The sequence below is a fragment of the Devosia enhydra genome (assembly GCF_900119845.1).
Classification (GTDB): Bacteria; Pseudomonadota; Alphaproteobacteria; order Rhizobiales; family Devosiaceae; genus FPKU01.
Map to the genome: position 1 here is coordinate 237,886 of NZ_FPKU01000004.1, position 24,399 is coordinate 262,284.

Sequence of the window (24,399 nt, forward strand, 5' to 3'; positions counted from 1 at the left end):
TCCTTGTCTTTGTCGAATGGGGTCAGGGCAGGGGGCCGAGGGCGTCGGCGAAGCGCTTCGCCCAGGCGATCCCGCGCGGGGTCGGGGCATGGGCCGGTCCGCGCTGCGGGCCGGGGTCGAGCCCCAGCCGCGCCGCCGCGATCAGCTTGCCATAGGTCAGGTAGAGCGGCAGGGTCTGCATGATGAAGGCGACCGAGGGCAGAAGCCGCTGATAGGCCGCTTCGGCCACCGCCTCGTCGCCCCGCGCCATCGCCTGTTCCACCATGACCTGCAGGTCGATGGTGTCGAAGCCGGGGATCATGCCCACCGCGCCGGCGCGATAATTGTCGACCAGTTCCAGCCCCGCCCGGCCGTTGAACACCGCCATCCGGCCTTCGAGCCGGTCGACGAGTTCGCCCACCGTCACCGCCGCGCTCTCGGCCTTGACCACGCTCACATTGGGGTGCGCGCGGTTGAGCGCCACGAGTTCATCGGGCGTAAGGCCGATCCCGAGGAATTCGGGCGCATTCTGGATGCCGACGGGCACCGATACGGCATCCGCGATGGCGCCGAAAAACGCGATGATGTCGGCTCCCGAAGCCGGCGGGCGCGGGGGTTGCAGGATGATCCAGCCGGCGCCCGCCCGTTCGGCAAAGCGCGCCATCTCGATCATGTCGGGCAGGTTGGTCTCGCCCAGCGTCACCGCCACCGGCCGCCGGCCGGCCGCGTCAGATATGGCCCACTCGATCACCGCCCTGCGCTCCTCGCGCCCCAGCTTGATCGCCTCCTGCCCGAGCCCCAGCACGGCGACGCCCGAGGCGCCGACGGCCACCGCCGCCTCCACCTGGCGCTTGACCGCGTCGCGGCAGAGCCGGCCGTCCTTCGTGAAGAAGGCCATCAGCATCGGGTATGTCCCGGCAATGCGCATGGGCGAAATCGGGCTCCTCCCTCGCGCCATCCTCTTGTCATCGGGCGCTGGGGCCCGCCGGAATGGTCGCGTGATGGAAAAAGGAATGGCGAGCGAAAGGGAACTTGTCAAACTAATTTTTGTCTGACAAGTTACCGCTCGTTCGGAGCCGCCACCAAAGAGCGGCCCGGCCAAATGGGAGGATCGGACCGCAATGGCCATCTCGCGCTCAACGCGTCGCCGCATCGGCAAAACCGCGCTCGACCTGCCGGTCTTCGGCTTCGGGGCCGCCCATATCGGCGAACTCTACGGCACGGTCGACGAGGCGGACGCCCGCGCCACGCTCGATGCCGCCTGGAAGGCCGGCGTGCGCTATTACGACACCGCCCCCTGGTATGGCCGCGGCCTCTCCGAACACCGGCTCGGCGGCTTCCTGCGCACCAAGCCGCGCGCAGAGTTCCAGATCACCACCAAGGTGGGCCGCACCCTGCACCGACCGAAGGACCCAAAAACCTTCGATCGCGCGCCCTGGACCGGCGGGCTCAATTTCGAGGTCCGCTTCGATTACTCCTATGATGGCATCATGCGTTCCTACGAGCAGGCGCTGCAGCGCCTCGCGCTTGATACCGTCGATGCCCTCGTCATCCACGATCTCGACGCCGCCTATCACGGCGAGCATTTTTCGGCCCGGCAGAAGGATCTGCGCGAGAGCGGCATCAGGGCGCTGGTCGAGCTCAAGGCCTCGGGCGACATTGCGGCCTATGGCATGGGCATCAACACAAGCGAGGCCTTCGATACGGTCGCGACGCAGGTCGAGCTCGATTTCTGCCTCGTCGCCATGCCCTATACCCTGCTCGACCAGTCGAGCCTTGAGACCGGCATGGCGCGCTGCCTCGAAAAGGGCATGAGCGTCATCATTGGCGCGCCCTTTGCTTCGGGCATCCTCGTCACCGGCTCGGGCGGCTCGGCCAAATATGGCTATGCCAATGCTTCACCTCAGGTGCAGCAGAAGGTCAGGGGCCTAGAGGCCGCCTGCGCCGAGCATAATGTCGCGCTGCCGGCCGCGGCCTTGCAGTTCGTCCTCGCCCATCCCGCCGTGGCCTCGGTTATCCCGGGCGCCGCCCGCCCGGCCGAGGTCGAGCAGAACCTCGCCCATCTCGAAACCGCGATCCCGTCCGGCTTCTGGGCCGATCTCAAGACGAGGGGGCTGATCGATCCGGCCGCCCCCGTTCCGGCCGAGCGCTAGGACAGGGCCGATGACCGGACCAGCAGCACTCTCGCAGACCCAAGTGCCGCTGATTTCGGCGCGCGGCATCTCCAAGCAGTTCGCCGGCGTCGAGGTGCTGCGCGATGTCGATCTCGACCTCAGGGTCGGGGAAATCCACGCGCTTCTGGGCGAAAACGGCGCCGGCAAATCCACCTTCGCCAAGATCCTCGCGGGCGTTCACCGCCCCACCACCGGCACCATCGCGCTCAATGGCGAACAGGTGGAGGTCGCCAACCCCGTCGTCGCCCAGCGCCTGGGCATCACGCTCATCCATCAGGAGCCGATCTCCTTTCCCGACCTCTCGGTGGCCGAAAACCTTGTGCTCGGCCGCTCCGAGGATGGCTGGTTCTCCCCCGTTCCCTGGGCGAAGATGACGCGCGACGCCCGCGCGCTCATGGATTTGCTCGGCGTCGACATCGACGTCACGCAGCCCATGCGCGGCCTCTCCATCGCCGACCAGCAGATGGTCGAGATCGCCCGCGCCCTCGCCTCCGACAGCCGCCTCATCATCATGGACGAGCCCACCGCCCCGCTCACCCCGCGCGAGGTGGAAACGCTGTTCGGCATCGCCCGCCGCCTGCGCTCGGAAGGCCGCACTATCGTCTTCATCTCGCACCGGCTCGAGGAGGTGCGCGCGCTCTGCGACCGGGTCACCATCTTCCGCGACGGCAACAAGGTCGGCACCCACACCATCGATGAGCTGACCGATGCCGACATCATCCGCCTGATGATCGGCCGTCCCTTGAAGGAATATCTCCACAAGCCGCGCACCGAGATCGGCGCCGTGGCGCTCGAAGTCGAAAACCTCACGCTGCCCGGCCGGTTCGAAGCCATCAGCTTTTCGGTCCGGCGCGGCGAGATCGTCGGGCTCGGCGGCCTTGTCGGGGCCGGCCGCACCGATGTGGCGCGCGCCATCTTCGGGGTCGCGCCGGCCCTCTCCGGCACCATCCGCATTAATGGCAAGCAAGCCACCATCCGCGAGCCCGACGACGCCATCGCGCTCGGCCTCGCCTTCGTGCCCGAGGATCGGGCCCAGGCCGGCATCTTCCGCTCCCTCTCGGTCGAGCAGAACATCACCGCCGCCGTCCCGGCCCGCATCGCCCCGCGCGGCTTCATCCGCCGCTCGGTCGAAAAGGCGCTGTCGAGCGAAGCCATCCGCTCGCTGCGGGTGCGGCTCGCCTCGGCCCGCCAGCCCATCGGCGAGCTTTCGGGCGGCAACCAGCAGAAGGCCATTCTCGCGCGCTGGCTCCTGACCGATCCCACCGTGCTCATCCTCGACGAGCCGACACGCGGCATCGATATCGGGGTCAAGGCCGAGTTCTACGATCGCATCGGCGAGCTTGCCGCCAGCGGCCGCGCCATCCTTCTGATTTCCTCCGAACTGCCCGAATTGCTGGCCCTGTCCGACCGCATCCTCGTCATGTCCGAGGGGCGGCTGACCGCCGAATTCCCGCGCGCCGAAGCCAGCCAGGAAAAGATCATGAAGGCCGCCGTGCCCCGCTCCGCCACTCTGGGAGAAGCCGCATGAGCGCCCTGCGCAGTCTCCTGCTCCGCCGCGAGGCCGGCATCCTCGTGATGATCATGCTCTTCTGCCTCGCCGTCGGGCTCTACAAGCCGCAATTCCTGACCGGCAACAATCTCCGCGTCATCCTTCTGCTCACCCCGCTGATCATGATCGCGGCCATGGGGCAGATGCTGGTGCTGGTCGCCCGCCATGTCGATCTCTCAATGGGCTCGATCCTCGGGCTCTCGGCCATGGTCACCGGCATGATGTTCCGCGACATGCCGCAGATCCCGTGGATGCTGGGCTTCGCCGTCGCCATCGGCACCGGCGCCCTGCTCGGGCTCATCAATGGCGCGCTCGTCACCCTCTTCAGGCTTCCCGCCATCATCGTCACGCTGGGCACGCTCAACCTTTATCGCGGGCTGACCTTCATCATCTCCAATGCGCGGCAGGTCGACCGGCAATATATTCCCACCGAACTGAAGGCGATGAGCCAGACCTCGCCGATCTTCGGGGTGCCCTCGATCATCTTCATCGCCTTCGGGGTCGCCATACTCGCCTACTACTTCACCATGCACACCCGCGTCGGGCGGCAGGTCTTCGCGCTCGGGTCCAATCCCGTGGCGGCGCCGCTGCGCGGCATCAAGGCCAATCAGGTGACGCTCTTGGTCTTCACCATCTCGGGCGCGCTCGCTGGGCTCGCCGGCATCCTCTATGCCAGCCGCTGGGGCTTCGTTAATCCCTCCAACACCGGGGCGGGCTTCGAATTCCAGGTCATCGCCGCCGTCGTCATCGGCGGGGTCTCGATCAATGGCGGGGTCGGCTCGGTGCCCGGCGTTGTGCTCGGCGTGCTGCTGCTCGGCTGCGTCTCGGCCGCCCTGCCGCTGCTCGGCATCCCCGGCGCGGCGCAGAATGCCATCTACGGCACCGTCATCCTCATCGCGCTGCTGATCGATCGCACCGTGCGCCAGCAGGGCGTCCTCGGCCTCAGGAGGCTGCCGGCATGAGCGCCGCCGAAACCTCACCCCCCGCCAACGTCGCCGGCCGCGAATCCGCCCCGCCGCGCCCCCTGTGGCATCTCGTGCTGGTTCGGCCCGAAACCCTCACGCTCGTGCTCCTCATCCTCGGGGTCATCGTCGCGAGCCGGCTCTCGCCCTATTTCCTCGATATCGGCTACATCCTCAGGAGCTTTGCGCTCTCGGCCGAAATCGCGCTCGTGGCGCTGGTTCTGACCATGGTGATCATCGCGGGCGAAATCGATCTGTCGCCCGCCGCCAACATGGCGCTCTCGGCCTGCATCTTCGCCTGGGCCCAGGCCTCGGGCGTGCCCATCCCGCTCGCCGTACTGCTCGGGCTGCTGGCCGGGCTCGCCATGGGCGGGGTCAACGCCTTTTTCGTCATCGTCATGCAGCTGCCCTCGATCATCGTCACCATCGGCACGCTGATCCTTTATCGCGGGCTGGCGCAGATCCTTGCCGGGGATCGCTCGATCCGCATCGCCGAAGGTTTCATCGGGGTCGACCGCATCCTCGTTCTCGGCGTGCCGCTGCCGGTCGTCGTCTTCGTGCTCGCCGCCATCGTTCTGGCGCTGGTGCTCGGGGGCACCATCTTCGGCCGCCAGATCTACCAGATCGGCACCAATGAGGTGGCGGCCCGCCATGCCGGCATCCGCAGCCGGCGCATCAAGCTCATCCTCTTCCTCATGATCGGGGTGGTCGCGGCCATCGCCGGCATCATGACGGCCTCGCGCCTTGGCTCGGTGCGCTACGACCTCGCGCTCGGCAAGGAGCTCGAGATGGTGCTGATGGCCATGCTCGGGGGCACCTACATCTTCGGCGGGCGCGGCACCATTCCGGGCACCTTCCTCGCCGCCTGGCTGCTGGTGGTCGTCTCCACCGGCATGACGGTCGCCAATCTCCTGCCCGCCATCCAGATGACGGTGCTGGGCATCCTGCTCATCGTCTCCATCATCGCCACCAATTTCATCTATTCCCGCACCCAGAGGTAGCGGGCGCATACCCCGGATCAACCGGGCCGAACGAGTAATCAGGAGGACTGAATGAAGACCACTCTCGCCATCCTCGCCGCCGGGCTCATGCTCGGCACCGCCGGGGCCACCTATGCCCAGGATGCGTTCTCGATCGTCTATATCGGCAAGAACACCGGCAACCCCTATTTCGACAGCATCACCGGCGGCTTCGTCGATGCCTGCGTCGAGATCGGCTGCCAGTTCGAGTTCGTCGCCCCCGCCACTGCCGAGGCCACCTCGCAGATCCCCTTCATCGAGGCGCAGATCCAGCGCGGCGTCGATGTCATCGCCATTGCGCCCAACAGCCCCGACGCGCTCAACCAGGTGCTCGATTCCGCCAAGGCCGCCGGCATCCTCGTCATGACCGTCAATGGCGATCTCGTCGGCAACGAAGAGCATCGCGACGCCTCGATCCTCCCCGTCGATTTCACCAAGACCGGCCCCAACCAGGTCGAGCTCGCCGGTTCGCTGATCGGCTATGAGGGCGAGATCGCCATCCTCTCGGCCACTACCGAGGCTCCCGACCAGAACACCTGGATCGCGGCGATGAACGACACCCTCGCCAACGATCCCAAATATGCCAACATGAAGCTGGTCGCGACCGTCTATGGCGATGACCAGCCCGAGAAGTCAACCGCCGAGATGGAAGCGCTCCTGGCCAATTATCCCAACCTCAAGGCCGTCATCGCTCCCACCACTGTCGGCATCGCCGCCGCCGCCCAGGTGGTGCAGTCGCGCGGCATCGCCGATCAGGTCGCCGTCACCGGTTTGGGCCTGCCGAGCGAGATGCGCGACTTCATCAAGGACGGCACCGTCGAGGCCTTCCAGCTCTGGTCGCCCTATAACGAAGGCGTGCTCGCCGCCTACTTCGCCAAGGGCGTGCTCGATGGCTCGATCAAGAACGAAGTCGGCGAGACCTTCGAGGTTCCCAACCTCGGCACCATCACCATCGACCCCAACAACATGATGAATACCCAGGCCGAACTGACCACGTTCAACGCCGAGAACATCGACGACTTCGATTTCTGATCGAAATTCACGTGTCCGGCACCCGTTTCGCGCGGGAACGGACAGGATTTCACGGTGCTGCGTGTGGAAGAGGCGGGGAAACCCGCCTCTTTTCGCATCGATGAAACCGCACGGGGGTATGGCACGTACTGCGAAGGTGCGGTCAGCATCGCGCCGTTCTTGCATACGGGCATAAAAGCCCTATCTGCCGTCTGTACTGGAGACTTTCCCGATGTCCTCTGCCGTCGTCGAAGCCAGGGGCGTCGGCCTCGTCCTCCCGGGCGCCGAGGGCCACCCGCTCACCATCCTCAACGACGTCTCCTTCACCCTCGGGGCAGGGGAGGTCGGCGCCGTCGTCGGCCCCTCGGGCAGCGGCAAGACCTCGCTGCTGATGATCCTCGCCGGGCTCGAACGCCCGACCTCGGGATCGGTCCGGATCGCGGGCACAGACCTTGCCGGGATGGACGAGGATAAGCTGGCTATCTTCCGGCGCCGCAAGCTCGGAATCCTGTTCCAGAACTTCCATCTCGTGCCCTCGATGACCGCGCTCGAAAATGTCGCGCTGACCCTCGAGATCGCTGATCCGACCCGCTCCTGGACAAGCGTTGAGACCGAAGCGCTGGCCGCCCTCGACGCCGTCGGCCTCTCCGCCCGCGCCGGGCACCGCCCCTCCGCGCTCTCGGGCGGCGAGCAGCAGCGCGTCGGGCTCGCCCGCGCCATGGTCGCCAAGCCCCCGCTGCTCCTCGCCGATGAGCCGACCGGCAATCTCGATCAGGAGACCGGCGCAAAGGTCGTGTCGCTGATGTTCGACCTGGCGCGCCGCAACGGCACCGCCATCCTGCTCGTTACCCATGATCCGGCTTTGGCCGCCAAGGCCGACCGGCGGTTTGCCATGAGCCTGGGCGTCCTTGCCGAGGATATCCCCGCATGAGCGTTCTTGCTGGCTGGCTCAGGATCGCGCTGCGCGACCTGCGCGGCGATGTCAGGCGCTTCGGCCTCCTGCTCGCCTGCCTCGCCCTCGGTGTCGCGACCATTGCCGCCGTCGGCTCGGTCGGCACCGCGCTGCAGGCCGCGCTCGATCGAGACGCGCGCACCGTTCTGGGCGGAGACATCGAGGCCCAGCTTTCCTGGCGCCGGGCCGATGCGGCCGAGCGCGCCCTCTTTGATGAACTGGGGCAAGCGAGCGAAGTCATCGAGGTCAGCGGCCGCGCCTCGGCCGAAGGCGGCACCGCCTTCCTTTCCATCCGCGGCGTCGATGGAGCCTGGCCTCTCTTGGGCGCGGTGGAAACCCGACCGGCACAGCCTTTGCAAGAGCTTCTGGCGCAGCGAGCGTTTTCAGGCGAAGCGGGGACCGGTTCGCCGTCCGGAAACGCGGCAGAACAACGACTTGGCGAAAATGCCTTCGGGCTGGTGGCCGGCAGCCTGCTCGCCGATCGGCTCGGCCTTGCCATCGGCGACACCCTGACCGTCGGGGGCGCCAGCTTTGTTCTCACCGGTCTTCTCGACCGTGTTCCCGATCAGGTCAGCCAGGGCATCCAGATCGGTATTCCGGCCCTCATGTCGGTGGAGGCGCTCGAGGCCACCGGCATTCTGGCGCCCGGCGTTCTGGCGCGCTACCGCTACAAGATCCTGCTCGAAACCGAAAATCCCGTTGTCGCGTCGGCACTTGTGCAGTCCCGCTTTCCCGAGGCGCGCTGGCAGATTCGTACCCCGCGCGAGGCGATCGGCGATCTGGCGCGGTTCTTCGACATCTTCTCGCGCTTCCTCGTCATCGTCGGTCTCGCTTCGCTTCTCGTCGGTGGGGTGGGGGTATCGAACGCGGTAACGGCCTATCTTGCCGAACGCCGCCGCTCCATCGCGACACTCCGTGCCATCGGCGCCACCGGGGCGCAGGTGATGGTGCATTTCCTCGCGCAGGTGATCATTCTGGCAGGTCTGGGCATCGGTTTGGGTCTCGTGCTTGGTGGTCTGCTCAGTATCGTCGCATTGCCCATCGTCGGGGATTTGTTGTCCATCCCCCTGGATGCAGGGCTTTATCCGGGCCCGCTGCTGACCGCTGCCGCCTTCGGCGCGCTGATCGGGCTCGGCTTTGCCTGGCTGCCCCTGCAGGCGGCCCAGCGGATGAAGCCGGCCATGCTCTTCCGCTCCGCCTCTGGCGGCGACATGCCGTCCATCGCCTGGCGCGACCTGCTGCGGCCCGCCGTCGCCATTCCCATGATCATCGCTGCCGCGCTGACCTATCTGCTGGCCGCCACCACCCTCGGCCGCCCGCTGCTGGTGTTGTGGTTCGGCGTCGGTGCGGCGCTGAGCTTTGCGCTCCTGCGCGCTGCCGCGGCTCTCCTGCAAATGGGGCTGCGCCGCGTTCCGCCGCTGCCGGGCGCCCGCCTGCGCAATGCGCTCAAATCCATCCACCGCCCCGGCGCGCCGGCCCCTACGGTCGTGCTGTCGCTAGGGCTCGGGCTGGCGCTCTTGCTGATGATCGCGCTGGTGGATTCCTCCATCCGCAACCGGCTTGCCGGCGAAATCACAGCCGATGCGCCGAGCTTCGTGCTGATGGATCTTTTCCCCGATGAGGCTGATGCGGTTGCACAATTTGCCGCCACCGAGCCATCCATCGAGAGCTTCCAGTCCTCGCCGATGCTGCGCGGCGCGGTGACCGCCGTCGATGGCCGTCCGGTCGCCGAACTGCGGCCCCTGCCGGACGAGGTGTCCTGGATCTTCGAGGGCGAGACGCCGATGACCTGGGCCCGCGCGCAGCCGCAAGGCACCGAGCTGGTCGCCGGCGACTGGTGGCCCGAGGACTGGTCCGGCGAGCCCCTGGTCTCGGTCGGGCGCATGCTTGCCACCCCGCTCAACCTCGAGGTCGGCGATACGTTGAGCGTCAGCCTCTTCGGCGAGGAGATCACCGCCCGCATCGCCAATATCCGCGACATGACGGCCGCCGCCGGGCCGATGAACATCAACATCATGCTCTCGCCCGGCCAGGTCGAAAACTATCCGCAAAGCTATCTCGGGCTCGTCAAGGCCGTGCCGGGACAGGAGGACATCGTCCAGGGGCTGCTGGTCGACCGCTTCCCCGAGATCATCTTCCTCGCCATTGGCGATGCGCTCGAGACCGTCACCAATATCGTCTCCAGCCTTTCCGATGCCGTTGCCGTGGTCGGGGGACTTGCCGTCATCAGCGGCATTCTGGTGCTGGCCGGTGCGATGGCGGCGGGGCGCCGGCAGCGCGAGGCCGATGCGGTGATCATGAAGGTCTTGGGTGCGCGGCGCGGCGACATCATTCTCGCCTTTCTTGCAGAATACGGGCTTCTCGGCCTTCTGGCGGCAACGCTCGGCACCGGCATCGGGGTTGGCGCCGCCTGGGCGTTTCTCACCTATGTGCTTGAAAGCCCGTTCAATCTCGACATCGGCCTCATCGCGCTCGTGCTCGCCGTGGCGATGATCATCAGCATCGGGGTGGGCATGGCCACCACCTGGTCGGCCCTCTCGGCCCGACCCGTGCGGCACCTCCGCACGGCCTGAAGCCTCTCAGTTTCGGGTCTGGAGAGCCGCGCCTTCGGGTGCGGTTGACCGTTGACCACGTCGTACCTTTTGACATATGTCATATGTCATCAGAACCGGGACCCAGAGAAGGCCATCAACACAATGTCGGACCTGTTCAGCGTTAAGGACAAGGTGATCATCGTGACCGGAGGGCTCGGCCAGCTTGGCCGCTCCTTCGTCACCTCCCTGCTCGAAGCAGGCGCCAAGGTTGCCATCTATTCGCGCCGCGCCGTCGAGGAGGCCCAGCTCGCCGAGCTGTTTCCCGCCAATCGCGATCGCCTGCGCGTTTATGTGGCGTCAGTCACCGACAAGGAAGCGCTTCAAAAGGCCACCGACGCGCTGGTTGCCGAATGGGGCGTGCCGCATGGCCTCGTCAACAATGCCGGTATCGATTCCAAGCCCTCGGGCTCGGCCGACCAGAACGGGCCGTTCGAGACCTATCCCCAGCACTACTGGGATGACATCATCGACACCAATCTGACCGGCGTCATGCTCACCACCCAGGTGGTGGGGGCGAAGATGGCCGAGGCCGGCCGCGGCTCGATCGTCAATATCGGCTCGATCTACGGCATCGTCTCGCCCAACCAGGCGCTCTACGCCTATCGCGAGGCGCGCGATGGCGTGCCCTTCATCAAGGCGGTGTCCTACGCCGCCTCGAAGTCCGGCCTCGTCAATCTCACCCGCTATGTGGCGACCTATTGGGCGCCCAAGAACGTACGCTGCAACCTCATCTCGTTCGGCGGCGTGAAGACGGGCAATTTCGACAAGGAATTCGTCGACAATTTCATCGCCCGCGTGCCGCTCGGGCGCCAGGCGGAAGTCGCCGAGTATAATGGCGTCATCCAGTTCCTGTGCTCGGATGCCTCGACCTACATGACGGGCTCGAACGTCGTGGTCGATGGCGGCTTCACCGCATGGTGACACGCACCGCCCAGCCTCCGGCGGACCGCAGCCGGCTCTACGTCTCGGTCGTCTCCGACATCGAGGCGCAGATCCTGTCCGGTACGCTCAAGGTGGGCGATCGCCTGCCGGCCGAGGCCGAGATCGCGCGACGGTTCGCGATCTCGACCCGTTCGGTGCGCGAGGCCTTGCAGATCCTCGAAACCAAGGGGCTGGTGCGCCGTCGCCATGGCGAGCGGGCTGAAGTGGTGCGCGACGATGTCGGGCAATATCTCGATTCCCTCGCCTCCACGGTCAGCGCGCTGGCCTCGCGCGAGCCGGCCTATTTGAAGAAGCTGATGGACGTGCGTGCCATGTTCGAGCTCGAGGTGGTGGGGCGGCTGGCGGCAGGCGAGGGGACGCTGGGCGGGCCGATCGACCAGGCGCTCGCCGACATGCGCGCCTCGGTGCCCGATAATGACTTCCTCACCTTCACCGCCGCCGACGCCGCCTTTCACCGTGCCCTGGTGCAGGCGCTGGGCAATGAGGTGATGTCGACGCTCCATGCCAATCTCCACGGCATCGTCGCCGAGGTCATCCGCGTCTCGTCGAGCGTGCCGCGCAAGACCTCGAGCGAAGGTCTCGCCGAGCACGAAGCCATCTATGAGCGCATCCTCGCGCGCGATGTCGAAGGCGCGCGGGCGCTGATGGCCGAGCATCTCGAAAATTCGGGCAGCTATCTCCAGCGCGCCATGGCGGCCGCGCATCCCAATTCCGAAGCACAGGAAAACTGAAATGTCCTATGACTACAGCGCCGTCGACTGGGACGCGATCCGGCGCCTCTCGAAATGGTATTCGGGCGACATCCATGACGTCATGGATCCCTTCGGCTTTTACGGCTATCTCGAGGGCATCTCGCTTTATGGCGTTCTGAAGCCCGGCCAGGTCGTGGTCGGCCCCGTCTCGACCGTGCTCTACGAACCCTCGACCCGCACCGGCCAGCCGCAGGATGTCTATCACGGCGCCATCGACCGGGTGGTCAAGGGCGGCATCCTGTTTGTCGACAGCTCCTGCGCCGAAGGCTCGGGCACGGGCGAATTGATGTCGACGGGCGCCAAGACGGCAGGGGCTGTCGCCACCATCGTCAACGGCACCGTTCGCGACCTCGCCGAAGTGCGCAAGCTCGACTATCCGCTCTTTGCGCGCGGCATGAGCCCGGTGGGCGTGTCGGGCCGCATGGAGCCCGCCAAGGCGCAGGTCGAGCTTAACGTGAAGGGCGTGCGCGTCCGGCCCGGCGACGTGGTCTTTGCCGACATCACCGGCTGCGTCGTCATTCCCCACGAGCTGGTGCGCGAGGTGGCCGATGCCGCCGACCGGAACGGCGAGGGCGAGGCCCGCTGCCGCGAGCGCATCCTTTCGGGTGAAAAGCTGCAGAGCGTCTGGCCCGTGGGCTCGACCGGCCCGGTCTGAAATCAAGCGGCCGGCGCTCCTTGCGGAACGCCGGCCTGTCGCTCGGGAGGAGCGTTTTCGTGGCGGTTCTATTGCAGCATCGACGGATCGATGATGCGCCGGTGCCCCCTCATCCGGCGCTGCGCGCCACCTTCTCCCCGCGGGGGAGAAGGCAGAGCGGCTGTGGCGCGATGGTGCCACATCGCCCTCTCCCCTCGGGGGACTGGGAGGCGGTGGCGCAGCCAGTAATCGCTCCAGTGGAGCGATTACAGCCGAACCAGGTGCCCGAAGGGCGGGTGAGGGGTCTGGCCGCGCTCACCGCCCCAGCGGGGATCACCTCAAGCCGCGTTGGCGCGGATGTCGACCAGCTCGAGCACCGGACCGAGGGCGGCGTCCATCTTGGCCTTCTGCGCATCGGTGACGCGCTCCATCGGCGCGCGCGGGTGGAAGAAGGGCAGGCCCTGGCGGGAATGCACATACTTCACGCAGGCCGGCAGGTTGTCGTGGCGCATCGAATTCCACAGCGCGTTGAGGCGGAAGTGGATGTCCTTGGCGGTGGCGTGGTCGCCACGCTGCACGGCATCGAAGAGCTTTACGGTGACGCCCGGCACGGCGCAGGTGAGGGCCGAGATGGCGCCATGCGCGCCCAGCGAGAAGGCCGGGTAGAGCAGGGCATCGATGCCCGAAAGCACGAGATTGTCGGGCTTGGCGGCGAGCATCAGGTCCGAGACCGACTTGAGGTCGCCCGAGCTCTGCTTCATGCCGACGACGCCGGGCACGCGGTCCATGATCGTCAGCATGGCGTCCACCGAGAGGTAGTTCCACGGAATGACGTTGTAAATCAGGATCGGCGTCTGGGTCTCTTCCCAGATGGCGCGGAAATGCTCGACGGTGGCTTCGAGGTCCGGCTTGAACAGGTAGTGGACCGGGGTCACCTGCAGTGCGGCGATCTCCATGCCCTTGAGCATGTTGACGCGGTTGATGGCCTCGCGGGTCGACTGCACGATGAGGCCGGCGACGAACGGCACGCGGCCGGCGGTGACGTCATAGGCTTCGGTCATGGCCGAAACGAACTCGTCGGTGGAAAGCGTATGCCCCTCGCCGGTCGAACCGCCGACCACGAGGCCGCGCACGCCCGAGGCGATCATCAGGTCGACCTGCGGCTTCAGCGCGCCCTTCACCAGGTTGCCCTTCTCGTCGAACGGCATGGCCAGCGGCGGCAGGATGCCGGTCAGGGTGTCGCGCACCTTGCGTGCGATGGGGTTGCTCATAGTCTTTGTCCTCCTGCGGTCGCCGCGCCTTCGCGCCCACACCGCCATGCCTTGGCCCGACGATGTCGGCCCGCTGTTGCCCGCGCAGCCGCGACCAGCTGTCGCGCGCTGCCATTTATCCCGAAATGCGGAATGCACTTCCATCCGATCTATACGGTCGGGCATCGCGTGCTGTCAAGCGGACGGGCCCGTTACGAACGTAATTCCGGTGCTTTTTACGGCAGTTTCAGCGTGAATTGGCCGCGTCCGATTGGGCGTTGCCACGCTCTGTCCGCCATGATAGTTCCGAAATGTGGTATATGCAGCCCATATGCCACCCCCATCACCGAGGCCGCGTCAGTCGGCAATATCTGGGAGGTTTGACATGAACATTTTTGCCAAGGCCGCGCTTGCCGCGCTGGCCGTGACCATCAGCGCCGGTGCCGCGCTGGCGCAGTATCCGGATCGCCCGATCACCATGATCGTGCCCTTCGCCGCCGGCGGCGGCACCGATGCGACCGGCCGCATCATCGCGACCCTGCTCGAGGAAAAGCTCGGCCAGCCGGTCAATGTCGAGAACCGCACCGGTGCGGGCGGGCTCGTCGGCCATGAGGCGCTCAAGGCCGCTGCCCCCGATGGCTACACCATCGGCATCCTCACCACCGAGCTTTCGATGTTCCAGCCGGTGGGTTCGGGCCAGATCACCTATGAGGACTTCACCCTCATCGGGCTCTACAACGCCGATCCGTCGGCGGTTTATGTAAAGGCGGATTCGCCCTACCAGACGATCGCCGACCTCGTGGCGGCCGTGAAGGACAACCCGACCCCGCTCCGCGCCTCGGGCGCCACCTATGGCGGGCTCAACCACGTCACCTGGGTGAGCCTCGTGCAGGCGGTCGGCGCGCCGGTCGAGAAGGCCATGTGGGTGCCCACCGACGGCGCTTCGGCCTCGCTGCAGCTGCTCGCTTCGGGTGCCATCGATGTGTCCGTCTCGCAGCTGCCTGAAGCGCAGGCGCTGGTCGATGCCGGCGAAATCCGTCCGCTGGTCTATCTGGGCAGCGAGCGCAACGCCAAGGCCGCCGACGTTCCGGCCATCACCGAAGCCCTTGGCTTCGAATTCGCCATCTCCGGCTGGCGCGGCCTGGGCGCTCCCAAGGGCATTCCCGATGACATCCGCGACCGTCTGGTCACCGTGTTCGAGGAAATCGTCGCCAGCCCGCAGTTCAACGAAGTGATGGACGGCCGCAATTACGGCGTCGTCTTCGAGGGTGGTGCCGATTTCGACGCCTATCTCAAGACCCGCGCCGAGGCCTTCAACGCCGCCATCTCCTCGGCCGGTATCAAGGCCAACTGATCGCGAACGCAATCGTGACCGGCCGCCCATGCGCGGCCGGTTTTCCCAAGGAGCATTCCATGCCGAAACCGGGCAGTCGCGCCGATGTGGTGCTGGGCCTCATCTTTGCAGCATTGGGCGTAGCGGTCTTCACCCTGGCGCTCAGCTATCGCAACATGCCTGGCATGCCGGTGGGGGCGGGGCTGTTTCCGCGCATCGTGGGTGGCGGAATGGTCGTGTTCGGGGCCGTACTCGCGCTGCAGGGCTGGTTCACGCGGCCCGCGCTGGTCGCCGCCGACGCCCCGGCAGAGGATGAACATGCGCGCACTGGTACGCTCGACTGGACCTATGTGGGTCTCGTTCTCGGCGCCATCGTCGCGACCATCTTCCTGATGCCGGTGCTCGGCTTCCTGCTGACCTCGTTTGTCTTCTGCATCTTCATCGTCAGGCTCTCAGGCGGCAGCTGGCTCAGCGCCATCATCTTCTCGCCGGTGATGACCTATCTCACCTATCTCGCCTTCTATAACGGCTTCCGCGTGCCCCTGCCGCGCGGACTTCTGGGGTAAGCCATGGACGCCATGCTCGCCGCTATGGGTCTCGTCTTCAATGTCGAGACCCTGTTGACCATCCTCCTGGCTTCCATCTTCGGCCTGTTCGTGGGCGCCCTGCCGGGTCTGACCGCGACCATGGCGACGGCGCTGCTCGTCCCCATCACCTTCTACCTGCCGCCCATCCCCGCCATCGCCACCATCATCGCCTCGACCGCGATGGCGATCACGGCGGGCGACCTCACGGGCACGCTGCTGCGCATTCCGGGCACGCCCGCATCGGCGGCCTATGTCGAGGACAGCTACCGCATGGCCCAGAAGGGCGAGGCGGGCATGGCGATCGGCATCGGCATCATCGGCTCGGTGCTGGGCGGGCTCTTCGGCTTCGTCGTGCTGCTGTTTTCAGCCCCGGCACTGGCCAAGTTCGCCCTCAATTTCTCGAGCTTCGAGTATTTCTGGCTCGCGGCGCTCGGGCTGACCTGTGCTGCGCTGATCTCTTCGGGGGGCATGGCCAAGGGCGCGCTGTCGCTGCTGCTGGGCCTGTTCATCGCCCAGATCGGCGTTGATCCGCTGATGGGCACGGCGCGCTTCACTTTCCAGGTCACGGAGTTGGCCGGCGGCATCAGCTTCATCCCCGCCATGATCGGCATGTTCGCCTTGGCCGAGATCATGCGCACGGGGCGCAATTTCAACGTCAACGTCCCGCAGATGAACATCCGCAACCCCTTCAAGGGGGTGATGGCGATGCTGTGGAAATATCGCAAGAACCAGGTGCGTGGCTCGATCATCGGCAGCCTGCTGGGCGCGCTGCCGGGCGTCGGCGGCGATCTTGCCGCCTGGATCACCTATTCGCTTGCCAAGCGCACCTCCAAGACGCCCGAGAAATTCGGCACCGGCCATCCCGAAGGTCTCGTGGAAGCAGGCGCCACCAACAACGCGGCGCTCTCGTCGTCGTGGATTCCGGCCATGGTGTTCGGCATTCCCGGCGACGCAGTGACCGCCATCGCGGTGGGCGTGCTGGTGATGAAGGGCATGGAGCCCGGCCCCTCTCTGCTCACCGTCAACCCGCAGAATTTCTACGCCGTGATGCTGGTCTTCGTCATCGCCAACATCCTCATGCTGCCGCTGGGCTGGCTCGCCGCAAAGGGTTCGCGCTGGATTTTCGAAGTGCCGCGCGCGCTGCTCAATGCCGGCATCTTGCTGTTCTGCATCGTGGGTTCGTTTGCCATCAACAACACGATGTTCGGGGTCGGCATCATGGTGGCCATGGGCATCATCGCCTATGTGCTCGAGCGCTATCGCTTCGCCATCGCGCCCATCATTCTCGGCATCGTGCTGGGGCCGCTGCTCGAGAACAATTTCCTCACCTCGATGATCATCACCAACGGCAATCTGATGGGCTTTTTCTCGCGTCCCGTCGCGGCCTTCCTCGGCGTTGCGACGCTGCTGATCTGGGGGATCGCGATCTTCGGCGCCCTGTGGAGCTATCGCAAGACGCGGCTGGCCGCTGCCTGACAGCCTGACCTGCACCGGCCCGCTCTCTCGTCGGGCCGGTTCGCTGGCGAGTTGGGCCCTGAACCAAAGTGGCGGTTGCGGCGCTGCCGCCACTCATATATCAGATGCCAGTCATGCGCATCGATCGCCCCAAATCCCTGACCCAGCTCGTCGTCGAGGAGCTTCGCACCCGCATCATCGAGGGCCGGCTGGCGCTTGGCGCGCCGCTTTCGGAAAATGTGCTGGCCGCCGAGCTCGGCATGTCCAAGACCCCGGTGCGCGAGGCGCTGCTGCAATTGCGCAGCGAGGGGCTGATCGATGTGCTGCCGCAACGAGGCAGCTACGTCTTCCGCATTTCGACCCTCGATGTCGGCGCGATCAGCGAGCTGCGCCGCATTCTCGAAATGGCGGCCGCCGAACTTGCCGTTGTGCGCAATGGCCCGGCCTTGGCCGCCCGCATGCAGGATCTTCTCACGCGGATGGGCCCGGCCCTCGAGCGCGACGATCGCCTCACCTATCACCGGCTCGATGGCGAGTTCCACGAGGCCATCGTGGCGCTTGCGGGCAATGTCTTTCTTGCCGAAGCCTATGGCCAGATCGCGTTCCGCATCCAGGCCCTGCGCTCGCGGCTTTCGAGCCATGCCGATCTCAACCGCTCGTCGCTCGAAGATCACGGCGCCATGCTCGCGCTTGTCGAGGCCGGCGACGGCGCCGGTCTGGCGGCAGTGCTGGCTCGCCATGTGGCGGCGACCGAACAGGCCTATCTGAAGCTGCTTGAAACGCGAAACCTGCTCGAGGAGGGTCCCGATGGGGCGTGAGATGGATGCCGCCGGACTCAAGGTCATGGCCGAGCCGCTGGAGCAAGCGGTGACGGCGGCCTTGCGCGATGCGGGCGCCAGCGAGGCATCCCTATTCGACGCCACCAAGGCGATGATGCACGCCTCGCGCCACGGCGTCGACAGCCATGGCGTGCGCCTGACCGAGCACTATTGCAACATGCTGCGCGGCGGCCGCCTCAAGCGCGACCCCCAGCTCACCGTGACCCGCAGGGGCGCCAGCAGCGCCATCGTCGATGGCGATGACGGGCTCGGCCATCACGCCGCCTATCGGGCCATGGCCGAGGCCGTGGCGCTGGCCCGCGAGGCCGGCATCGCCGGCGTCGGGGTCAGGCGGTCCTCGCATCTGGGGGCGGCGGGCGCCTACGCGCTGGCGGCGGCGGAGGCCGGATGCATCGGCTTTGCCACCACCAACACCGATTCCATGGTGGCGCTGTTCGATGGCGCGGCCCGCTTTCATGGCACCAATCCCCTGGCCTATGCGGCGCCGGTTCCGGGCAGCCGGCCCTGGCTGCTCGATATGGCGACATCATCGATCCCCATGAACCGGGTGCTGCTGCATCGTTCGCTCGATGCGCCGCTGCCCCAAGGCGTCGCGGCCGATGCGCAGGGCGCCGTCACCACCGACCCTCATGCCGCCGAGATGCTGCTGCCGCTTGGGGGCACCGATTATGGCTACAAGGGCGCGGGGCTGGCGGGGCTGGCGACGCTGCTTTCCGCCGTGCTGATGGACACGACCCTCGATCCCGATTTCATCCCGATGTATGGCGGCAGCGATATCTCGACGCCGCGCAATATGGGACACTTCTTTTTCGCCATCGATCCTGCGCGCTTTGCCGGCAGCGATGTGTTCGCCGCCAACATCACCCGCTATCTCGGCGCGCTGCGGTCTGCCCCGACGCGCGAAGGCGGGCGCGTAATGGCGCCGGGAGATCGCGAATGGGACGAAGCCGATCGGCGTGTGGTCTCAGGCATTCCGGTCGACCCAGATACGGTGCGCTTCCTCAGGCTCTGAAGGCCTGCGCTCAGACCCTTGGCCTCAGCGCGCTCCAGATGCCGACCGCCGTGCCCACGAGCCCGAAGGTGAGCAGCACGGCGCTGAGCGGAAAGATATCGCCGCCGATGCCCATCGACATCGCGCCGAGCGTCGCGCCGCCGAAATTGGCCGAACTCCACCAGGTCAGCACGCGGGCGCGGTAGGCATCGTCGACCGAGACCTGCACGATGGTCTGGCTGCCGATGCCGATGATGGTGGTGAAAAACCCCGAGGCCACGAAGAGAATGGCCATCACCCAGTTCGATTGCGCCAGCCCGAGCGCCATGATCGAGAGCGTGTTGAGCGGCAGAGACAGCGCCAGCCAGAGGCCGATGCGCGTGGGTGCGGGCGAAAGAAAGCTGTAGAACAGCGATGCGGCAACCGCTCCGCCCCCCGCCAGCGAGGTGAAGAAGGCGAGATCGCCCGCAGTGCCGCCCAGGAGCTTGCCAACGATGGCGGGCATGATCTCGACGGCGCCACGGCCCACCAGCGATGAAATGACCGCGATGCCGATGGCCCACCAGATCAGCCGCTGGCCGCGCGCATAGCGCAGCCCGGCCATCAGCTGTGCGGCAAGCCCGCCCATGTCGCCGGTCGGCCGTGCGCGCACGAGCAGGGGCAGGAAGGGCAGCACGATGGCGATGGGGAGGTAGGTGCTGGCATTGACCAGAAACGCTGTCTGCGTGCCGGCGGCGGCGATGACGATGCCGGCAAGGGCAGGACCAACCACGCGCGAGGCGTTGTAGGCCATTGCGGTGAGGCTGACGGCGCTGACGAGGAATTGCCGCGGCACCACCTGGCTCACCAGCACCAGCCGCACCGGATGGTAGAGCGCGCTCAGGACGCCGATGACGAGCGACAGCGCCGCCACCGGCAGGATGCTGACGCCATCGAGGCTCGCGAGGATGAACAGCCCCACAGAGGCGCAGCCGAGCATGATATTGAGGATGATCGAAGCGCGACGGTGATCCCAGCGCTCGGCCAGAACCCCGATCAGCGGCCCGAAAAGTCCGGTCGGCGCCGTCACCGCCACCGCGACGAAGCCGGTCCAGAAGCTTGAATGGGTCAGCTCCCAGGCGAACCAGCCCAGCGCGACCTTTTCGAACCACATGCCGAGATAGGAGACCAGTCCCGCCGCGAAATAGATACGGAACGGCTTGTGGCGCAGTGCCGATTGCGGTTTCAGATCCGGGGCGGGCGTGGTCATGCCGGAGCAAACTCCTCTGCTCTGGCTCTAACTCCCGCCGCGCCCCAAGCGCCAGCACAATCGTGAAAAAACTGCGTTGCCCGGCGCGGTTGCCGGCCTCGTGTCAGACCTCGCCCCAGATGGCCTCTGCCGTGCGGACAACGAGGTCGAGCTTGCGCTTCTGGTCGTCCTCGGTGACGTTGTTGCCCTCTTCGGTCGAAGCAAAACCGCATTGCGGGGCGATGCCGAGCTGGTCGAGATCGGCATACTTGCCGGCGAGTTCGAACTTGCGCTTCAGATCCTCGAGGGGCTCAAGATCGGGCACCTTGGTGGTGATGAAGCCGGGCAGCACGCGCTTCTTGCCCTTGGGCAGGAGCCGCAGCGGCTCGAGCCCGCCGGCGCGGTCGGTGTCGTATTCCATGAAGTAGATGTCGACGCCGGTCTGGTTGAAGATGGCGTCGGCCGCCGGATCATAGGCGCCTTCGGCCACCCAGGTGGATTTGAAATTGCCCCGGCACATATGCATGCCGATCAGCATGTCGTCGGGCCGGTCGGCAATCGCTTCATGCATCATCCAGGCATATTTGCCGATCAGCCAGTCCGGGTCGATGCCAGCCTCTTTCTTTGCGGCGCGGATCTTGGGATCGCACAGATAGGCAAAGAAGATGTCGTCCATCTGCAGATAGCGGCAGCCGGCGGCATAGAAGGCCTTGACCGCCTTGTTGTAGGTCTTGGCGATGTCGGAAAAATAAAGCTCGATGTCGTCGCGATAGGCCTTAACCTCGACATCCTCGGCCGCGACGCGGAAATGCACGCAGGAGGGGCCGGGGATCGAGATCTTCGGGGTGACCGCGGTATTGGCGGCGACGAAGCGGAAGTGCTCGAGCATCGGATGGTTGTCGGGAAAGTCGAGGCGGTCGGTGATGACCGGTACGTCGGCCTTGGTCACCACGCCGTGGAACTGGATGCCGCCGCCCTCGCGCTGGATGATGTCGAGCCCGTCCAGCATGCCCATGAAGTCGAAATGCCACCAGGCCCGCCGGAATTCGCCATCGGTCACGGCCTTCAGGCCCGCATCCTGTTGCAGCTTGATGGCGCCCTTGATGGCCTCGTCCTCGATCGCCTTGAGCTCGTCGGGGCCGATCTTGCCCTCCTGAGCCTGCTTGCGGGCCGCTTTCAGAGCGGAGGGGCGGAGCAGGGAGCCTACATGGTCGGCGCGATAGGGGGGCGGTGTGATGGCCAAGGTCGATCCTCCTGATGTTTGCGCCATCTGCCCTGCGATTCCCCGCCATGGCAAGGCTTGACAGAGAGAATGTATACAGCTTGTACTGGTGCGAGCCGATCTGGGAGGAGACGCGAGATGGTGAAGCCGGCCTTTCCGCTCAACGCATGGTATGCCGCCGCCTGGGACGTGGAGGTGAAGCGCACGCTGCTCGCCCGCACGCTCTGCAACAAGCCGGTCGTTCTCTATAGAAAACAGGATGGTAGCGCAGTCGCACTCGCTGATGCCTGCTGGCATCGCCTTCTGCCGCTCTCGATGGGCGAGCTGCATGGCGACAATGTCATCTGCGGCTATCACGGGCTGGAATATGACGACACCGGCCGCTGTGTATACATGCCGTCTCAGGACACCATAAATCCATCGGCCTGTGTCAAATCCTATCCTCTGGTCGAAAGGCACCGCTTCATCTGGCTGTGGATGGGCGACCCGGCGCTTGCCGATCCCGCGCTGGTGCCGGATCTGCACTGGAACGATGATCCGGAATGGGCGTCGGATGGCAAATACATCCATGCGCGCTGCGATTACCGGCTGGTGGTGGACAACCTCATGGACCTGACCCATGAGACCTATGTCCATGGCTCCTCGATCGGCAACCGCGCCGTGGCCGAAGCCCCCTTCGATGCTACCCACACCGATACGACCGCCACCATCACCCGCTGGATGATCGATATCGATGCGCCGCCCTTCTGGCGCGGGCAACTGGGCAAGCCGGGCAATGTCGACCGCTGGCAAATCATCAATTTCGAGGCGCCCTCGACCATCGCCATCGATGTGGGCGTCGCCCCGACCGGGACGGGCGCGCCCGAGGGCGATCGCAGCCAGGGCGTCAACGGCATGGTGCTCAACACCATGACGCCCGAAACCGACAAGACCTGCCATTATTTCTGGGCCTTCGCGCGCAACTACAAGCTCTCGGAACAGGCCCGCACTCATGGGCTGCGCGAGGGCGTATCCTCGATCTTCCGCGAGGATGAGCACATCCTCGAGGCCCAGCAGAAGGCGATCGACGCCAATCCCGACCATGTCATCTACAATCTCAACATCGATGCTGGATCGATGTGGGCGCGTCGGCTCATCGACCGGATGATCGCCGAGGAAACCACGCTGCGGCAGGCCGCCGAATGAGCGCCGAACCCAGCGAGCGCGCCAGCCAGTCGCACCGGGCCTTGATGGGCGTACGCGACCTCGTGATTTCGGGCGAGATCAGGCCGGGCGCGCGGCTCTCCGAAATCGCCGTTGCGCAGCGGCTGGGCCTGTCACGCACGCCGCTGCGCGCTGCGCTGGCGCGTCTGGAGCAGGAGGGGCTCGTCGAGCAGATCCCATCGGGCGGCTATGCGGTGCGCAGCTTTTCGCGCGAGGAGGTGATCGACGCCATCGAGCTGCGCGGGGTGCTCGAAGGGACGGCGGTGCGCCTTGCAGCCGAACGCGGCGTGGCCCCGGCGCGAATGACCGAGCTGAGGCGGCTTCTCGTCGAGATCGACCGGGCTTTGGCTGGCGATCTGGCTGACATGCAGTTCGACCGCTATGTCGAGCTCAATGCCGCCTTCCACGACCTGCTCTCCGGCCTTGCGAGCCTCACCATCAGGCGCGAGATCGAGCGCGTGACGCGCCTGCCCTTTGCATCGCCGTCGGCTTTTCTCGACAAGCAGGCCGATGTGCCCGAGTTCCGCCGCTCGCTCTATGGCGGGCATGCCCAGCATCGCGCCATCGTCGCTGCCATCGAGTTGCGCGAAGGCGCGCGGGCCGAGGCGCTGGCGCGCGAGCATGCGCGGCTGGCGCGGCAGAATCTCGAATTCGTGCTCGATCAGGACCGCAGCCTCATTCGCCGCGTTCCCGCGCTCGCCCTCGTTTCGCTCTAGCTGGGAGCCGATCATGCGCAATCGCATCGAATGGCGACAAGGCAGAGTGGTCTCCACCGATCTCGTGGCCGAGGACGTGCGTCGCATCGTCTTTGCGGTGGATGGATCGCTGCCGCGCTTCGATCCCGGATCGCATACCAATCTCAAGGTGACGATAGCCGGCGAGCCCGCGATCCGCACCTATACCGTGGTGCCTGCCGGCCCCGGCCATCTTGCCGTCGCCGTCAAGCTTCACCCGCAAAGCCGGGGCGGGTCACGCTTCATGTGGGGCCTCGCCACAGGTGACGCCATCGCACTGACGGTGCCGGAGAACCGCTTCGAACTCTCGTGGCGGGCGGACCATTACCTGCTGCTGGCGGGCGGTATCGGCATCACGCCGATCTACGGCATGGCCAAGGCGCTGGCCGCGCGCGGAGCGTCCCTGCGCGTCGTCTATGGGGCACGCTCGCGCGGGCTGATGGCCTTTGCCGAGGAGCTGCAGGGTATTCTGGGCGACCGTCTCGTGCTGCGCAACAATGCCAAGGGCGATCATATCGACCTCGCTGCCGAGTTCTCCGCCCTGCCGGCCAATGCCGAGTGCTATCTCTGCGGCCCGATCGGGATGCTGGAGGCCGCCAAGGCTGTCTGGGCGGCCTCTGGTCGGCCGGTGAGCCGCCTGCGCTACGAGGTGTTCGGGGACAGCGGGCTACATCTCGAAAAACCCTTCACCGTCGAGATCGCCAATCGCGGCCTCTCGGTTGCGGTGCGTCCGGACCAGACGCTGCTCGATGCGCTGCTCGGGGCAGGGGTCGATATGATCTATGATTGCCAGCGCGGCGAATGCGGGCTCTGCGCGGTCAAAGTGCTCGAGCGCGAGGCCGCGATCGACCATCGCGACGTCTTCCTCAGCCCCGAGGAAAAGGCCGAGAACCATCGCATGTGCGCCTGCGTCTCGCGGCTCACCGGCGGTCGCGCGGTCATCGATATCGGTTATCGCACGAGCCCCTGAAGCGGTACTGCGCAGGAGG

22 protein-coding genes are annotated in these 24,399 nt (G+C 66.1%); 18 read left to right on the forward strand and 4 right to left on the reverse strand.

Annotation, left to right across the window (positions count from 1 at the left end):
• Positions 1–22: 22 nt before the first annotated feature.
• A complete protein-coding gene (locus tag BT183_RS19585; protein WP_177282653.1) occupies positions 23–883 on the reverse strand; it encodes a dihydrodipicolinate synthase family protein in 861 nt (286 codons plus the stop codon).
• 217 nt (positions 884–1,100) lie between these two features.
• Here BT183_RS19585 and BT183_RS19590 point away from each other — a divergent pair, with 217 nt between their 5' ends.
• From BT183_RS19590 to BT183_RS19635, 10 genes are all read left to right on the forward strand, one after another.
• Complete coding sequence (locus BT183_RS19590) at positions 1,101–2,132, forward strand: aldo/keto reductase (protein ID WP_072346755.1); 1,032 nt, start codon at positions 1,101–1,103, stop codon at positions 2,130–2,132.
• Between the two features lie 10 nt (positions 2,133–2,142).
• Entirely contained in the window at positions 2,143–3,681 is a 1,539-nt protein-coding gene (locus BT183_RS19595) for a sugar ABC transporter ATP-binding protein (RefSeq protein WP_072346756.1), read from the forward strand.
• Positions 3,678–4,664 carry an ABC transporter permease gene (locus tag BT183_RS19600; protein ID WP_072346758.1) on the forward strand — a complete coding sequence of 329 codons (987 nt, stop codon included), beginning with the start codon at positions 3,678–3,680 and terminating at the stop codon, positions 4,662–4,664. The genes BT183_RS19595 and BT183_RS19600 overlap by 4 nt, the downstream gene beginning before the upstream one ends.
• Positions 4,661–5,665: an ABC transporter permease gene (locus BT183_RS19605; protein WP_084603714.1), complete on the forward strand. Its 1,005-nt coding sequence runs from the start codon at positions 4,661–4,663 to the stop codon at positions 5,663–5,665. Before BT183_RS19600 ends, BT183_RS19605 begins: the two co-directional genes overlap by 4 nt.
• Positions 5,666–5,716: 51 nt before the next feature.
• Entirely contained in the window at positions 5,717–6,715 is a 999-nt protein-coding gene (locus tag BT183_RS19610; RefSeq protein ID WP_072346760.1) for a substrate-binding domain-containing protein, read from the forward strand.
• A gap of 211 nt (positions 6,716–6,926) precedes the next feature.
• Positions 6,927–7,625: an ABC transporter ATP-binding protein gene (locus BT183_RS19615; protein WP_072346762.1), complete on the forward strand. Its 699-nt coding sequence runs from the start codon at positions 6,927–6,929 to the stop codon at positions 7,623–7,625.
• Entirely contained in the window at positions 7,622–10,219 is a 2,598-nt protein-coding gene (locus tag BT183_RS19620; RefSeq protein ID WP_072346764.1) for an ABC transporter permease, read from the forward strand. The genes BT183_RS19615 and BT183_RS19620 overlap by 4 nt, the downstream gene beginning before the upstream one ends.
• Before the next feature lie 123 nt (positions 10,220–10,342).
• Positions 10,343–11,161, forward strand: a complete 819-nt coding sequence (locus BT183_RS19625) for an SDR family oxidoreductase (protein ID WP_072346766.1) — start codon at positions 10,343–10,345, stop codon at positions 11,159–11,161.
• A complete protein-coding gene (locus BT183_RS19630) occupies positions 11,155–11,913 on the forward strand; it encodes a FadR/GntR family transcriptional regulator (RefSeq protein WP_072346768.1) in 759 nt (252 codons plus the stop codon). The genes BT183_RS19625 and BT183_RS19630 overlap by 7 nt, the downstream gene beginning before the upstream one ends.
• 1 nt (position 11,914) lies before the next feature.
• Entirely contained in the window at positions 11,915–12,589 is a 675-nt protein-coding gene (locus tag BT183_RS19635) for an RraA family protein (protein WP_072346770.1), read from the forward strand.
• Between the two features lie 317 nt (positions 12,590–12,906).
• Here the strand turns inward: BT183_RS19635 and BT183_RS19640 are convergent, their stop codons facing one another.
• A complete protein-coding gene (locus BT183_RS19640) occupies positions 12,907–13,839 on the reverse strand; it encodes a dihydrodipicolinate synthase family protein (protein WP_143145917.1) in 933 nt (310 codons plus the stop codon).
• Between the two features lie 364 nt (positions 13,840–14,203).
• Here BT183_RS19640 and BT183_RS19645 point away from each other — a divergent pair, with 364 nt between their 5' ends.
• The 5 genes from BT183_RS19645 (at position 14,204) to BT183_RS19665 (ending at position 19,044) form a co-directional block, all read left to right on the forward strand.
• A complete protein-coding gene (locus BT183_RS19645) occupies positions 14,204–15,172 on the forward strand; it encodes a tripartite tricarboxylate transporter substrate binding protein (protein WP_072346772.1) in 969 nt (322 codons plus the stop codon).
• Positions 15,173–15,231: 59 nt separating this feature from the next.
• Complete coding sequence (locus BT183_RS19650; protein WP_072346774.1) at positions 15,232–15,717, forward strand: tripartite tricarboxylate transporter TctB family protein; 486 nt, start codon at positions 15,232–15,234, stop codon at positions 15,715–15,717.
• Between the two features lie 3 nt (positions 15,718–15,720).
• On the forward strand, positions 15,721–17,214 hold the full coding sequence (locus BT183_RS19655; protein ID WP_072346776.1) for a tripartite tricarboxylate transporter permease: 1,494 nt from the start codon (positions 15,721–15,723) through the stop codon (positions 17,212–17,214).
• A 113-nt stretch (positions 17,215–17,327) separates the two neighbouring features.
• Positions 17,328–18,011, forward strand: coding sequence for a GntR family transcriptional regulator (locus BT183_RS19660; RefSeq protein ID WP_177282655.1), 684 nt, complete (start codon positions 17,328–17,330; stop codon positions 18,009–18,011).
• Entirely contained in the window at positions 18,001–19,044 is a 1,044-nt protein-coding gene (locus BT183_RS19665) for an Ldh family oxidoreductase (protein WP_084603716.1), read from the forward strand. Before BT183_RS19660 ends, BT183_RS19665 begins: the two co-directional genes overlap by 11 nt.
• A 10-nt stretch (positions 19,045–19,054) precedes the next feature.
• On the opposite strand, the gene BT183_RS19670 is transcribed toward BT183_RS19665, so the two are convergent.
• A complete protein-coding gene (locus BT183_RS19670) occupies positions 19,055–20,272 on the reverse strand; it encodes an MFS transporter (protein ID WP_072346782.1) in 1,218 nt (405 codons plus the stop codon).
• A 103-nt stretch (positions 20,273–20,375) separates the two neighbouring features.
• Positions 20,376–21,494 carry a 5-methyltetrahydropteroyltriglutamate--homocysteine S-methyltransferase gene (locus tag BT183_RS19675; protein ID WP_244545400.1) on the reverse strand — a complete coding sequence of 373 codons (1,119 nt, stop codon included), beginning with the start codon at positions 21,492–21,494 and terminating at the stop codon, positions 20,376–20,378.
• Between the two features lie 117 nt (positions 21,495–21,611).
• Between BT183_RS19675 and BT183_RS19680 the strand changes: the two genes are divergently transcribed.
• From BT183_RS19680 to BT183_RS19690, 3 genes are read left to right on the forward strand one after another with little or no spacing between them, the layout of a single operon-like run.
• Positions 21,612–22,658 (forward strand): aromatic ring-hydroxylating dioxygenase subunit alpha, encoded by a 1,047-nt coding sequence (locus tag BT183_RS19680; protein WP_072346786.1) that lies wholly within the window; start codon positions 21,612–21,614, stop codon positions 22,656–22,658.
• Positions 22,655–23,392: a GntR family transcriptional regulator gene (locus BT183_RS19685; RefSeq protein WP_072346788.1), complete on the forward strand. Its 738-nt coding sequence runs from the start codon at positions 22,655–22,657 to the stop codon at positions 23,390–23,392. Before BT183_RS19680 ends, BT183_RS19685 begins: the two co-directional genes overlap by 4 nt.
• Positions 23,393–23,405: 13 nt before the next feature.
• Positions 23,406–24,380, forward strand: coding sequence for a PDR/VanB family oxidoreductase (locus tag BT183_RS19690; RefSeq protein ID WP_072346790.1), 975 nt, complete (start codon positions 23,406–23,408; stop codon positions 24,378–24,380).
• Positions 24,381–24,399 lie beyond the last annotated feature (19 nt).